Origin of the sequence: Enterococcus sp. DIV0756 (genome assembly GCF_051710745.1) — a bacterium.
In the GTDB taxonomy this organism is placed as follows: domain Bacteria; phylum Bacillota; class Bacilli; order Lactobacillales; family Enterococcaceae; genus Enterococcus_A.
In genome coordinates, this window is the sequence record NZ_JBIOLF010000001.1 from 1,880,791 (window position 1) to 1,894,778 (window position 13,988).

At 40.2% G+C, this 13,988-nt stretch carries 12 protein-coding genes; 1 reads left to right on the plus strand and 11 read right to left on the minus strand.

Going from position 1 to position 13,988, the window contains the following annotated elements:
- Positions 1–29: 29 nt before the first annotated feature.
- The 5 genes from aroQ to IGI44_RS09140 are packed head-to-tail and all read right to left on the minus strand — an operon-like array spanning position 30 to position 3,820.
- Positions 30–473: a type II 3-dehydroquinate dehydratase gene (gene aroQ, locus IGI44_RS09120; protein ID WP_438787450.1), complete on the minus strand. Its 444-nt coding sequence runs from the start codon at positions 471–473 to the stop codon at positions 30–32.
- 15 nt (positions 474–488) lie between these two features.
- Positions 489–863 carry a VOC family protein gene (locus IGI44_RS09125; protein WP_438787451.1) on the minus strand — a complete coding sequence of 125 codons (375 nt, stop codon included), beginning with the start codon at positions 861–863 and terminating at the stop codon, positions 489–491.
- Positions 856–1,794: a ketopantoate reductase family protein gene (locus tag IGI44_RS09130; protein WP_438787452.1), complete on the minus strand. Its 939-nt coding sequence runs from the start codon at positions 1,792–1,794 to the stop codon at positions 856–858. Before IGI44_RS09130 ends, IGI44_RS09125 begins: the two co-directional genes overlap by 8 nt.
- Entirely contained in the window at positions 1,791–2,231 is a 441-nt protein-coding gene (locus tag IGI44_RS09135; protein WP_438787453.1) for a MaoC family dehydratase, read from the minus strand. Before IGI44_RS09135 ends, IGI44_RS09130 begins: the two co-directional genes overlap by 4 nt.
- 2 nt (positions 2,232–2,233) lie before the next feature.
- Entirely contained in the window at positions 2,234–3,820 is a 1,587-nt protein-coding gene (locus tag IGI44_RS09140; RefSeq protein WP_438787454.1) for an acyl CoA:acetate/3-ketoacid CoA transferase, read from the minus strand.
- 113 nt (positions 3,821–3,933) lie between these two features.
- On the opposite strand from IGI44_RS09140, the gene IGI44_RS09145 reads away from it, so the two are divergent.
- On the plus strand, positions 3,934–4,851 hold the full coding sequence (locus IGI44_RS09145; protein ID WP_438787455.1) for a LysR family transcriptional regulator: 918 nt from the start codon (positions 3,934–3,936) through the stop codon (positions 4,849–4,851).
- 270 nt (positions 4,852–5,121) lie between these two features.
- Here IGI44_RS09145 and IGI44_RS09150 read toward each other — a convergent pair whose 3' ends face one another.
- The 6 genes from IGI44_RS09150 to pcrA form a co-directional block, all read right to left on the minus strand.
- Entirely contained in the window at positions 5,122–6,132 is a 1,011-nt protein-coding gene (locus tag IGI44_RS09150) for a diacylglycerol kinase (RefSeq protein WP_438787456.1), read from the minus strand.
- A gap of 13 nt (positions 6,133–6,145) precedes the next feature.
- Positions 6,146–7,576: an Asp-tRNA(Asn)/Glu-tRNA(Gln) amidotransferase subunit GatB gene (gene gatB / locus IGI44_RS09155; RefSeq protein WP_438787457.1), complete on the minus strand. Its 1,431-nt coding sequence runs from the start codon at positions 7,574–7,576 to the stop codon at positions 6,146–6,148.
- Positions 7,576–9,045 carry an Asp-tRNA(Asn)/Glu-tRNA(Gln) amidotransferase subunit GatA gene (gatA, locus tag IGI44_RS09160; RefSeq protein WP_438787458.1) on the minus strand — a complete coding sequence of 490 codons (1,470 nt, stop codon included), beginning with the start codon at positions 9,043–9,045 and terminating at the stop codon, positions 7,576–7,578. Before gatA ends, gatB begins: the two co-directional genes overlap by 1 nt.
- A complete protein-coding gene (gene gatC / locus IGI44_RS09165; protein WP_216408521.1) occupies positions 9,045–9,350 on the minus strand; it encodes an Asp-tRNA(Asn)/Glu-tRNA(Gln) amidotransferase subunit GatC in 306 nt (101 codons plus the stop codon). Before gatC ends, gatA begins: the two co-directional genes overlap by 1 nt.
- 195 nt (positions 9,351–9,545) lie before the next feature.
- A complete protein-coding gene (gene ligA / locus IGI44_RS09170; RefSeq protein WP_438788951.1) occupies positions 9,546–11,564 on the minus strand; it encodes an NAD-dependent DNA ligase LigA in 2,019 nt (672 codons plus the stop codon).
- Positions 11,565–11,594: 30 nt separating this feature from the next.
- Positions 11,595–13,844: a DNA helicase PcrA gene (pcrA, locus tag IGI44_RS09175; protein ID WP_438787459.1), complete on the minus strand. Its 2,250-nt coding sequence runs from the start codon at positions 13,842–13,844 to the stop codon at positions 11,595–11,597.
- Between the last annotated feature and the right edge of the window lie 144 nt (positions 13,845–13,988).

Here is a 13,988-nt window from a genome sequence, read left to right on the forward strand (position 1 = left end):
TGTGGCGAATATTTTTTCTTCTACCAGTTCTATCCTTGCTGGATTAAATGGTTTGCAGCACGTAATGCTAGTTGATAGGTTTCAAATCCAAAGCCGCACATCACTCCGGCCGCTTTTTCCGAAAAAACCGAATGGTGTCGGAATTCTTCGCGAGCATGCACATTAGACATATGCATTTCTATGAAGGGGACTTCTAAGATTTCTAATGCATCTCGAATCGCGTAACTATAATGGGTCCAAGCACCCGCATTAATAATTACTGCATCTACTTTATCCTTATAGCCTTGATGAATTCGTTCCACCATTTTTCCTTCATCGTTCGTTTGATAGTGTTCAACTTCAACGGTTAACTCTTTGGCAAGGTCTGCCATGTTTTGATCAATTTCGTCAAGTGTCACTGTCCCATAATGTTTGGGGTTACGATGACCGAACATATTGTGATTCACTCCATGAAGCATTAATATTTTTTTCATTTTTATTTCTCCTTCTTATTGCCACGGCACGACATCTAAAATATCACGGACAGTCTCTGGGTTAGCTTGTAAGATTTCGATACACAGTCCATCCGGCAACTGCCACCAGTTATCTCCCTGCGGCATTGGTTTGACATCGTACTGTTTGATTTTTTCGAGTGTGTTTTGCTGGTCCTCGGCCATGATACCAAGATGACCTAATTTCCCAATCGCTTGATCCTCTGGAACCTCGATTAATTGAATTCCGCCATACAACCAGACTTGTTTAGGTTGTCCCGACTCTTGTTTGCGCATGCGCTCAGTGAAACCTAAAGTATTATTGAAGAATTCGATGTACCAATCAATATCCTTCACATAAACGGCGACGTGTTCGATATACGCTTTAGCCATTAGCCGTCACCTCATTTCGTATTTCGATTCCTTTCACGCATGCAGTCAAAGCATGATTAACGGGCGTTTCAATATTCAATTTCTTTCCCCAGCGGACAACTGCACCGTTAATAAAATCGACTTCCGAACGTTGCTTTTTCTCAAGACTTTGTAAAATCGAAGTTTTAAATTCATATGGCAAGCCTACTGCCGCTTTTTCCCAAATCTGTTTCGGCTTTTCAGTGCTCAGTGAAATATTGCTTGCTTTTGCCACGGCGATTCCTTCTTCGATCGCTGCAAAGGCGGTTTCTTCGATTTCTTTGATCTTGTAGAGATCACCATATCCCAACCCGGTAATTCCCGCCAATGCACCCGTTGCAACATTTATCAGTAGTTTATCCCAAATCATACCCTTGATATTGTCACTAATTTTTGTGATGATTCCACCGTCATTGAATTCTTGTGCAATTTTTTTTATGCGTTCTGTCGTTTCACCAGTCATTTCACCGATACAAATTTCTTTACCAACAACGCCAGGAATAATTTTTCCAGGGGCCTTCAGTACACCACCGACATAGGCTTTACCACCGATGATTTTTTCAGAACCAACTTGCTTCTCGATAATTTCCTCGTTACCAAGCCCATTTTGTAAAGATACAACGACAGTTTCAGGCCCAATCAATGGTGATGCTTGTTTGATTGCAGCTTCTGTTGCGAATGATTTCACCAAGACAACGATCACATCCATTGTTCCAAGTGTTGAAGGATCGGTCACTGCTTTTATCGGGATACGGATCTCTTTTTCATCTTCAATAAAAATCAAGCCATCCTGGTTCATTCGATCTACGTGTTCTTGCCATTGATCCACTAAATAAACTTCTTTGCCATTGCGAGCCAAGGTTCCGCCAATGGCACTGCCTAACGCTCCAGCACCCAAAAAACAAAACTTCATCGATCCATCTCCTCTTCATGTATAAATTTTAAAATGTGCTGGGCGTACACACAAATGTCCCCATGCTGATTAAATATTTCAACGTCAGAATATGTTTTCATTGCTTCGGCATCGACCTTTTTTACGGTATATTTTGCAGTGACAGTATCTCCAAAGAAGACTGGTTTGATAAAACGTAATTTATCATAGCCATAAGAAACACTTGGAATCTCTGCTTTCATTTGTTGTTGGATTAGTGTGGATGCGGTACATCCGAATGAAAACGTCAGTACTCCATGAACGATTCGCTCTTTGTAGGGCGTTGTTTTCATAAATTCCGCGTTCATGTGCATTTGACTAAAGTCTCCTGTAATCCCCGCGTAGAGATACACGTCGGATTCGCTGATTGTTTTGGTGTAGGAACAGGTGTCATTTACTTTCAATGGTAAATCTGTCATTTTTATTTTCCTCCTAATTGATTTTCTGACCATTCTTTTTTGATGCCCATAATATCTTCATTGAACAAGCGTGAATCCATCACACTTAAAGGCTCTGAAATTTTTGGGCGAAACGCCATTTGCTGCACAATATCTCGCTCAAGGTCTACACCTGGAGCGATTTCGATTAACGCTAGACCGTTTACAGTTAGCTTGAAAACAGCCCGCTCTGTCACGTAGTAAACTTCCTGCCCTCGTTGAATGGCGTCTTTTCCGTTAAATGTGATCTCCGGAACCCTATTGATAAATTTTTTGAAGCGCCCCTCCTGCTCGATCTTGATTCGCTGATCATTGATCGTCGTCTTTAATCCGCCAGCTGTTAATGTGCCACAAAAGACAACTTTCTGTGTATTTTGGCAAATATCAATGAAGCCGCCTGTGCCAACAATTTTTCCATTGAAGCGATGGACATTGACGTTTCCTTCTTTGTCTACTTCTGCAAAGCTCAAGTAACAGACATCCAGACCACCACCATCATAAAAATCGAACTGTGCAGGCATGTCCATCAATGCTCGACTGTTTAAAGTCGCACCGAAAAAGATTCCCTGAGCAGATTCACCGCCGACTGCTCCTGTTTCAACAGTCAAAGTGAACGCATCCTGTACGCCTTCTTCTCTGGCAATGATCCCAATACCATCAGCGATCCCGACACCCACGTTTCCAACATCACCAGGTGAAACCTCAAAGAGTGCTCGACGCCCAACGACCTTCCGCTGGTTTAACGGAATTAACTCACTGGATTCTGAACAAAAAGTGTAATCTCCTGAGATAAAGCGATTGACACCACCAACATACATCTGTGATTGCTCCTCATCCACCACAATGGCATCTACCAAGAAGCCGGGAATCTTGACTTGCCTTGGATGAATGGTCCCTGCTTTGACTACTCTTTTCACTTGAACGATAACCTTACCTCCATTGTTGTGGGCAGCCTGTGCCATGACTAATGCATCGGCATAAATGATTTCATCCTCCATGGAAATATAGCCATCGGTATCCGCAGTTGTTCCTCGGATGATTGCAACATCAAGCGGGATGGTTTTGTAAAATAAATATTCTTTCTCATCGATTGTTTGTTTTTTCACTAATGGGTCCATCGTTTTTTTATTTAGACGGCCCCCCGTTTGATCAGGATCAACAAATGTTCCTAACCCAACATGGGTTAAAATGCCTGGTTGCTTCGAAGCTGCTGCCCGAATCAAATGGCACACTACTCCTTGCGGAAAATTGTACGCTTCGATTTCATTACGTTCTGCCATTTCTGCCAATCTAGGAGACTGCGCCCAGTGACCTCCAATCACTCGTTTGATCATCCCCTGTTGTGCTAGTGGGGACATCCCGCGATCATTTCTATCACCAAGTCCTGTTGTATGAATTAATGTCAGATCTTTTGGTTGCTGCTCCTTTTTGAATCGTTGAGCTAGAGCCTCGATCACTTTTGTAGGTTCAGTAATTCCGCCTCCTGCTCCACAGAAACCAACGACCTCATCATCGGAGATTAGTCGAACGGCTTCACTGGCTTTCATTAGTTTTGATTTCTTCGTTCCCAAAACATCGCCCCCTTTTCTTTATCATAAGAGAACGCTACCATGAAATCTAATATCGTTTTTTTTAATTTCAATAACTAATAGTTATCAAAATAAGCTATACTATCTTTAAAGGAGTGATTAAAATAAACATTCAACAAATTCGTTACTTTCTTCATTTAGCCAATACTGAAAATATGAAGCAATCCGCAGATGAATTATTTATCAGCCAACCTGCCCTAAGTAAATCCATCAGCAATCTTGAAGAAGGTTTAGAGGTTAAACTCTTTGATCGTGTTGGCAGACGCATTCAATTGAACAAATTTGGGAAACTCTTCTGCCAACGAGCTTATCGCGCAATGAATGAGCTTGATGTTGCGCAGGAAGAATTGTATGCATTAACGAACGCTGAAAGTGGTCGAATCGATCTTGGATTTGTTTATTCATTAGGGCCCGTCTTCATTCCCAACTTGTTAGCGATGTACGCAAAAAAAAGCCACGTAAAAATTCGTGTCAGTCAAAATAATACGGTTAATTTATTAACCCAACTTCAAGACGGCAACTACGATGTTGCTTTTTTTACAGGTAATGACGAATTTCCTGATGTTGCACAATTTGAAGATTTGGACATTATGCCCATCCATGTACAACCGGTCATTTTTATTGCCGGCTTACATTCTGAATTCTCAAGCGAAAAGGTTTACACACTTGAAGAACTTTTGAGCTGTGATTTTATTACCTTTCATGAACCGAGTACGCTTCGTCCCTTGATAAACCATTACTTTGCCGAAAAAAAAATGGTGCCTAATATTACCTATGAGGTGTTAGACGATTTAACACTTCTTAGTCTAGCCAGTAAAAATTTAGGTATTGGAATTTTTCCTCAATCAAGTATCATAGAAAACTTTGGTGTGAAGGAAATTCATCTTAAGGAACCTTTTCTTACTCAGACAATTTACTTGGCACAAAATCCGTTACGCTATAAGTCTCCAGCAGTGAAAAAATTTGTTGAATATATTAAATTGCAAAAAGAGGATCTGCTGAAACATATTTAGTTGTTTGAGGATTAGTTGCATTCAGATTACCAATAAAGTTTAGTCGTTCGTACAATCATCAGATTGTTATATAAACTAGTGGTAATTTCTAAAAGTCTAGCTGAAAAATTCATTTACAGCACTTCTACCTGCTTGAAGTTATTTTCTTTATTTGAATTTCTTATGATTGAAAGCTTTAGCAGGGGGATGAGTTCCTTTTAAATTTAACTTCATTTTCATTAATCCTTGAACAAAAAAAAATCTCATCGGATTGATGAGATTGTTTTTTTGTTATTCTTTTATGTCTTCATCTTGAATCTTTTCGTATTCTTTGACCAATTCAATACCTGCTTCTCTTTTCTCAGTGTCTGGGCCTAGAATCGCAGCATCATCAATCTCATCAGTATTCGCATAAAATTCAATATGCTGATGGAGATTTTCAAAGCGCATAGGCGCATCGCCGCCATATTCACCATCTAAATTGATCATCATTTTTTTGTCAGTATCAATCAGACTAGCATCTAAAAAGCTGGTTTTTACATATAGAACTTTCGAATCGTTGACATGCTTTCCACCATTTAATACTAGTGTAATCAAACGAACAATTTCGAAAAGATTGGCCGTTTTCACGACAATCAGTGAAAACTTTCCATCATCCAACTTTGCATCTGGAGCGATTGTTTCGAACCCACCGATTGAATTTGTTAAGCCTAAGAAAAACATCGAAGCGTTGCCTTCATATTCGCCGCCTTCATAAATCAAACGCATTTTGGTTGGTTTGATTCTTGGTAGCATTTCTGCACCTTTAGCTAAATATGCCAAATAACCAAAAATGCTCTTCAATTCAGAAGGAACTTCGTAGGTCAACTCAGTTAATGAACCCCCGGCTGCAATATTGATAAAATAAGTATCTGCTGCTTTTCCGATATCCATTTTGACCGTTTGCTGCTTTTGAATAACTTCAGCGGCTGCTTTCACATTATTGCGAGGAATTTTTAATGCACGAGCATAGTCATTTGTGGTACCAGCTGGAATGATCGCCATTTTAGGGCGTTTTTTCAATCCGGCAATCCCATTTACTACCTCGTTGATAGTTCCATCCCCGCCTGCCGCAACCACTAATTCAAAACCAGCTTTTGCGGCACGAGTTGCTTCATTTTTTGCAGAATCAGGCTCAGGAGTCGTCGCAAAGGCACTTGCTTCATAACCTGCTTTTTCAATAGCATCTAAAATATCTGCTAAGTTATTGCGCATGATCTCTTTTCCAGATACGGGATTATAAATCAGTCGTGCTTTTCTCATGATCGAGCTCCCTCTACCGTTTCGCTAATTCCTCTTGAAGTAATTTGTTGACTACTCCTGGATTTGCTTTTCCTTTAGTTGCTTTCATAATTTGTCCAACTAAGAAACCAACTGCCCGATCTTTACCATTTTTAAAGTCTTCAACAGATTGTTCATTATTATCAAGTACTTCATTAATCATCGGCAACAATTGGGCTGGATCGGATAATTGTACAAGACCTTTTGCTTCTACAACTTCCTTAGCATCTCCACCATTTTGGATCAATTCACGGAAGACTTTTTTGGCGATCTTGGAGCTAATCGTACCATCTGCGATCAATGTAATCATACCCGCTAAATTATTTGGAGTTAATTTTGTATCCGCTAATTCTAGTTTTTCACTATTCAAGTAAGCAGAAACCTCACCCATCAACCAGTTAGAAGCTTGTTTTGCATCCGCGCCTTCTTTCAAAGTATCTTCAAAGAAATCAGACATTTCACGACTCATAGTTAAGACCATCGAATCGTACTCTGGTAAGCCTAAGTCATTTACATAACGTTCACGACGAGCTGCCGGCATTTCGGGTAATGTTTCACGAACTTTTTCAATCCACGCATCATCGATTTCAAAACGTGGAATATCTGGTTCTGGGAAATAACGATAATCACTTGAGCCTTCTTTGACACGCATCAAAATCGTTTTGTTCGTTCCTTCATCGTAACGACGGGTTTCTTGTTGAATCGTTCCGCCAGAAAGTAAAACTTTTGTTTGGCGTTGTACTTCAAAGGCCAACCCCTTTTTGACAAAGCTAATAGAATTCAAGTTTTTCAACTCAGTCTTTGTTCCGAATTCTTCTTGCCCATAGGGACGCAAAGAGATATTCGCATCACAACGCATTGATCCTTCTTCCATTTTCACATCACTAACGCCAGTGAACTGGATGATTGAACGCAATGCTTCCAAATAGGCATTGGCTTCTTCTGGCGAACGCATGTCCGCTTCAGAAACAATCTCGATCAATGGTGTACCTTGACGGTTCAAGTCAACGTATGAATAGCCGCCGATACCGTGCATATTCTTTCCAGCATCTTCTTCCAAGTGAACACGTTCGATACGGATTTTTTTCTTTTTACCATTTACATCAATTTCGATCCAACCATCGTGACCAATTGGCTCATCAAATTGCGAAATTTGGTAAGCTTTTGGATTATCTGGATAGAAGTAGTTTTTGCGGTCAAAGTGCATGTTTTTAGAAACTTCACAATTTAATGCAAGTGCTGCTTTCATTCCAAACTCGATCGCTGCTTTATTCATAACTGGTAAAACGCCTGGATAACCCCAGTCGATAATATTCGTATTCGTATTTGCTTCTGCACCAAAGTGAGCGGGCGCAGGTGAAAAGATTTTAGAGTTTGTTTTTAATTCAACATGGACCTCTAGCCCAATGACTGTTTCTAAGTTCATTATTTGTCCCCCCCTAAAATCACTGGTTTTTGCTTATGGAAATCTGTTGCTTGTTCAAAAGCGTATGCCGCTTTATACATAGTTGATTCGTCGAAATGCTTTCCGATGATTTGTAATCCAACTGGCAATCCTTCAGAGAAGCCTGCTGGAACAGACATCCCTGGTAAACCAGCTAAGTTTACAGGAATTGTTAAGATATCATTTAAATACATGGTGATTGGATCATCGATATTTTCGCCGATACCAAAAGCAACTGTTGGTGAAGTTGGGCCAATGATCAAATCATAATCAGCAAAGACTTTGTCGAAGTCTTGTTTGATCAATGTCCGAACTTGTCCGGCTTTCTTGAAGTACGCATCATAATAACCGGCAGATAGTGAGAATGTCCCTAACATGATCCGGCGTTTTACTTCATCGCCAAATCCTTCAGTCCGAGTATTTACATACACATCTTCAAGATTTTGAACATCTTCTGAACGGAAACCATAACGGATGCCGTCGAAACGCTGCAAGTTTGAGCTTGCTTCTGATGAAGCGATGATGTAGTACACTTCTACACCATATTTTGAATGTGGTAAGTTGACTTCTTCAACCGTTGCACCTAATGCTTTAAAGGTTTCGACCGCTTTCGTGATCGCTGCTTTAACGCCAGGTTCAATCCCTTCAGCCATGAATTCTTTTGGTAAGGCAATCTTCATTCCCTTAATGTCGCCTGTTAAGCCAGCAGCAAAATCAGGCACAGATACTCCAGCAGAAGTACCATCCTTTGGATCATAACCACTGATAGCATTCAGAGCCAAGGCATTGTCTTTAACCGTACGCGTAAATGGTCCGATTTGGTCTAACGAAGAAGCAAACGCGATCAAGCCAAAACGAGACACACGACCATAAGTAGGTTTCAGCCCAACAACACCGTTGAAGGCTGCTGGTTGACGAATACTACCGCCAGTATCACTCCCCAATGAAACAGGAACTTCACCAGCAGCAACAGCTGCTGCAGAACCACCTGAAGAGCCCCCAGGAACTTTTGTTTGATCCCAAGCATTTTTAGTCGTCTTGAAATAAGAAGTCTCACTTGAGCTTCCCATTGCGAATTCATCCATGTTAAGTTTTCCAACTGGAATTAAATCCGAGCTGTACACTTTTTCCATAACAGTTGCATCATAAATAGGATCGAAGTTTGATAGGATCTTAGATGCAGCAGTTGTCAAAAGCCCTTTCGTTACAATGTTGTCTTTGATTCCGATTGGAATACCAGCCAACGCATTCTCATCGGTAATTCCTTTCGCATCAATAGCTTTTGCCATTTCTATCGCTTTTTCTTCATTTAGAGTAATGAAAGCATCAATGTCTTTCTCTGTTTCTTTGATGCGAGCAAAGGTTTCACTTGTTAAATCAGTGGCTGTAATTTCTTTTGAAACTAACAGACTGTGTAATTCTTCAATTGATTTATCGTATAATTTTTCCATTATGCACCAGCCTCTCCGTTGTCAATGATAGCCGGAACTTTAATGAAGCCATCTTCACTTTCCGGAACGTTTTTCATTAACTCATCGCGTGACCAGCCTTCATCGGCTACGTCCTCACGCATGACGTTGATTGTTTCTAATACATTGGAAGTAAATGGCACACCTTCTGTATCAACTTCCCCAAGTTGTTCGACCATGTCGATTATTTTGCCTAATTGATCCGTGAAACCGGTCAATTCATCCTCTGAAAAAGAAAGCTTCGCAAGTTTTGCGACATGTTTTACTTGTTCTTCATTGATTGCCATAATATCCCTCTTTCTTTTGTCAATTTTCAATCATTTTATCATATCTCTGTTAGAATTCACGTTTTTTTCTTGAAATTTTTTGAAAAATTGTTCAATTCAAACAATTTAAAAATAAACACGTTCTAATAGATTTAACGCCTTTTTATAATACCCGTTCGCTAATCGAATCGTCAACAAAGTTCTAGACAAATTTACCTAATCTGTCTGACTTTCTTCAATCGCTTGAATCATTTGTTTTTCGTCCCAGATTTCAATTCCTAAATTTTGGGCTTTTGTCAGTTTGCTTCCGGCATCTTCACCAGCTACAACGATATCTGTCTTCTTAGAGACACTGCCCGTTACTTTACCACCGAGATTTTGAATTTTCTCTTTAGCATCCTCTCGTGTGTAATCAACAAGTTTACCTGTTAGAACAATTGTTTTATCTTTGAAAGGCGAATCGATTTCTGCCAATTGACTCGCACGGACCCCTTTATATTCGAGATTCACCCCACGATCAGCTAATTCTTGCATCAGTTCGTGGACCTCGTCATTTTCAAAGTAGGTGACAAGACTATCTGCAATCGTTTCGCCAATCGTATTTAGATTAACAATTTCCTCTTTGGACGCCTGGCTGATGACCTCAAGATTCCCGAAATGTTCAGCTAAAATACCCGCTGCTTTCGCACCAACATGACGAATTCCTAAACCAAAGATCAATCGTTCAACAGAATTCTCGCGACTGGCATCAATTGCCTGTAAAATATTTTCAGCTGACTTCTCTTTAATTTTATCTAAGGTTAGTAATTGTTCTTTTTCCAATGCATAAAGATCCGCAACATCAGTAACCAACCCTTTATCGAACATTTGCGCTAGCACACGTGGCCCAAGACCCTCGATATTCATGGCGTTCCGAGAAACAAAATGACTCAATCCTTCTTTGATCTGTGCTGGACACTTTGGATTAATGCATCGTAATGCCACTTCTTCATCTAAATGAACGAGCTCACTGTCGCAGATTGGACAATGTGTCGGTACCGGATAAGGTTGACTGTCGACTGGTCGTTTTTCTAAAATAACTTGCGCAACTTCAGGAATAATATCCCCAGCCTTATAGACTAAAATCGTATCATTTAAACGAATATCTTTTTTCTCAATGTAATCACTATTATGCAGACTGGCCCGTCCAACCGTCGTTCCAGCTAAACGTACTGGCTCCATAATCGCAGTGGGTGTCAGCACACCAGTCCGACCAATTGTCCAGTCGATGTCTAATAATGTCGTTTGTGCTTCTTCAGGCGGGAATTTATAGGCTGTTGCCCACCGTGGTGCCTTTACCGTAAAGCCTAACTCGTCCTGTAATGAAAACTCATTTACCTTGATGACAATACCATCGATCTCATAGGATAATTCATCTCTTATTTCATGAAATTTCTCGATATATTCCCAAACCTCATCGATTGTTTCACAGACTTGATGTTCAGGATTCGTTCGAAATCCAAGACGAGACATTTCATTCAATGCATGATCTTGGGTAGTTGATTCCAAGGGACCGAAATCAGCTAGCGTATACAAAAAGGTGCTTAAATTTCTTTGGGCGGCGATACGGGTATCGAGTTGGCGCAAACTTCCTGCTGCTGCATTCCGCGGATTTGCAAAAACTTCTTTTCCGTCTTCTTCTCGCTGCTGATTCAGTTTGATAAATGAAGCTTTCGGCATGTAGCACTCCCCGCGAACCTCAATTGTCAAAGGCTCCTTTAATCGTAAGGGGATTGACTTCACAGTTTTTAAATTCTCCGTGATGTTCTCGCCAACGGTGCCATCTCCGCGAGTTGCGCCTTGAACAAAAAGGCCATTTTCATACTTTAATGAGATCGACAAACCATCGATCTTTAATTCCACACAATATGAAACCGGATGTCCAACCGCTTTTTTCACCCGTTCGTCAAAGGCAATCAATTCTTCTTTGCTAAAAACATCATTCAAACTATACAAAGGAATATCGTGAACAACTTTTTCAAACCCCTCTAGTACTTTTCCACCGACACGCTGTGTCGGTGATTCAGGCGTAACTAAGTCAGGATATTCCGTTTCGATTTCTACTAACTCTTGATATTTTTTATCGTAAACAAAATCCTCCACTGAAGGCTGATCTTGTACGTAATATTCATACGCGTATTGATTCAGTTCGTTACGAAGCTCTGCTGAACGCTTTTCCGCTGCTTGAAAGGTCATTGGTTCCAAGAAGATTCCTCCTAATATTGTTTATACTTTTTGGATTGGTGCAAAAGCTGCCAATAAACGTTTAACCCCTTGCTGAGGAAAGGCAATGTCTAGCTCTATATCTTTTGCATTGCCGCTAACCTTCACAACTGTTCCAGTTCCCCATTTTTTATGTTGAACCTTATCACCAGGATTCCAATTCTCATTTTCACCGCCAGATGCTGTCTTATTCGTCATTGGTTCGCGAGTTGCATGCTGGTACTTAGGCTTCATAGCATTTGGATTTGAAGTAAATGGATTGTTGTATGCCGTTTTAGGTTGCGGCTGCATTCCCACAGCATTCAACAAGCTGTCATCTATTTCAGCAACAAATCGAGAAGGCTGATTGTATTGCGTTTTTCCATAAAGTGTTCGAGAAAAAGCATTCGTTAAATACAAGCTTTCCTCGGCACGAGTAATGCCGACGTAAGCTAAGCGGCGTTCTTCCTCTAGTTCTGCCTCTTCCATCAATGAACGAGAGAGTGGGAAGATCTTTTCTTCCATCCCAATTAGAAAAACGATCGGAAATTCTAACCCTTTAGCTGCATGTAATGTCATTAAAGTAACTTGTGCACTCTCTTCTTGATAATCATCTAAATCTGAAACAAGCGCTAAATCATTTAAGAAAATTGCTAATTTCTCTTCCGGTGCATTCGCTGCATCGTCCTCTTGTGCTTCATTCCGTTTATCAAACTCTTTTGTAACTGTCCGAAATTCTTCTAAATTTTCTAAACGTGATTCCGCTTCTAATGTCCTTTGATTCTTTAGTTCGTCTAAATAACCAGTTCGTTCTAAAACTTGATCAACTAGATCCGTTACCGGCAAATAGGCAATCATTTCCTGAAATTGTGCAATCATGGTCCCAAATTCGCCAATCATGCGGCCTGCTTTACCAGAAATATTGGCTAGGTCAACATTTTGCGCTGCTTCCACCATTGACCAGTCATGCATCGCTGCGAAATTTCGTAATTTCTCAACTGAGGCAGCACCAATTCCCCGTTTGGGTGTATTAATCACTCTTTCAAAACTGACACCATCCCGCGGATTATTAATGATGTTTAAATAAGCGATGATGTCCTTAATTTCCTTACGATCATAGAACTTGTGTCCACCGACCATTGTATATGGAACATTGGACTTAACTAGCGTGTCCTCTATCACCCGCGATTGTGCGTTCGTTCGATAAAGAACAGCAAAGTCATTATAACTACGATTATTAGTTTGAATTTCTTCTTTGATTTTGCTAACGATGAATTGGGCTTCGTCGCGTTCGCTGTCGGCACGATAATAAGTGATCTGTTCTCCAGACTGGTTATCTGTCCAAAGATTTTTGTCTCGACGATTACTGTTATTTTTGATAACTTGGTTGGCTGCGTCTAAGATACTTTTAGTCGAGCGATAATTTTGTTCCAATAAAATAACAGTCGCGTCATTATAATCTTTCTCAAAGTCTAAGATATTTTGCATATCCGCACCACGCCAGCCGTAGATACTTTGATCAGCATCACCGACTACACATAGATTACGGAAACGTGCAGCCAACATATTGACCAATGTATATTGTGCATGGTTAGTATCTTGATATTCATCCACATGCAGATAATGGAACTTATTTTGATAATACGTCAAAACTTCTTCATTATCCTCAAATAGACGGATTGTATTCATGATCAAATCATCAAAATCCATACTTTGATTGTTCCGTAATGCTTTTTGATAGGCATCATAACATCGAGCGACGATTTCTTCAAAAAAAGATCCCTGGCGCTCAGCATAGGTTTCTGGTGTCAATAATTCGTTTTTTGCATTACTAATACTTCCTAAAATTGACCGCGGATCATATTTTTTCGGATCGATATTTAATTCTTTTAAAATTCGTTTCATTAAAGTTAGCTGATCGGAACTATCTAAAATTGTAAAGTTTCGATCGTAGCCGATTGCATCAACATCCCGACGCAAAATACGTACGCACATTGAGTGAAACGTTGATACCCATACATCCTCGCCGCCCTGTCCTAATATACCATTGACTCGTTCCTTCATTTCTCGCGCTGCTTTATTGGTAAAAGTGATCGCTAGAATATTCCACGGATTTACATTTTTTTCTTCTATTAAATAAGCAATTCGATGTGTCAAAACACGCGTTTTTCCACTTCCTGCTCCGGCCATGATTAATAGTGGTCCCTCGGTATGAAGCACCGCTTCCTTTTGTTTAGGGTTTAGCCCTGCTAACAACTCCTGTTTGTTTGGCATGCAAAACGTCCTTTCTTTATTCAATCTTTTTTATTATAGCATCTCAGAAAGTTTCGCGACACTAGCAACATTTTAAAAAAGCGAATTCATTGATTCATCCTTGAATTTCTCAGAAAAGCGCGTTAAATTTAATAAGGAAATGGG

Bases quoted from the DNA above. Each gene is read 5' to 3' on its own strand.
- aroQ (WP_438787450.1), bottom strand. From the start codon at position 473: ATGAAAAAAATATTAATGCTTCATGGAGTGAATCACAATATGTTCGGT.
- IGI44_RS09125 (WP_438787451.1), bottom strand. From the start codon at position 863: ATGGCTAAAGCGTATATCGAACACGTCGCCGTTTATGTGAAGGATATT.
- IGI44_RS09130 (WP_438787452.1), bottom strand. From the start codon at position 1,794: ATGAAGTTTTGTTTTTTGGGTGCTGGAGCGTTAGGCAGTGCCATTGGC.
- IGI44_RS09135 (WP_438787453.1), bottom strand. From the start codon at position 2,231: ATGACAGATTTACCATTGAAAGTAAATGACACCTGTTCCTACACCAAA.
- IGI44_RS09150 (WP_438787456.1), bottom strand. From the start codon at position 6,132: ATGAGAAAAGCACGACTGATTTATAATCCCGTATCTGGAAAAGAGATC.
- gatB (WP_438787457.1), bottom strand. From the start codon at position 7,576: ATGAACTTAGAAACAGTCATTGGGCTAGAGGTCCATGTTGAATTAAAA.
- gatA (WP_438787458.1), bottom strand. From the start codon at position 9,045: ATGGAAAAATTATACGATAAATCAATTGAAGAATTACACAGTCTGTTA.
- gatC (WP_216408521.1), bottom strand. From the start codon at position 9,350: ATGGCAATCAATGAAGAACAAGTAAAACATGTCGCAAAACTTGCGAAG.
- ligA (WP_438788951.1), bottom strand. From the start codon at position 11,564: ATGACCTTTCAAGCAGCGGAAAAGCGTTCAGCAGAGCTTCGTAACGAA.
- pcrA (WP_438787459.1), bottom strand. From the start codon at position 13,844: ATGCCAAACAAACAGGAGTTGTTAGCAGGGCTAAACCCTAAACAAAAG.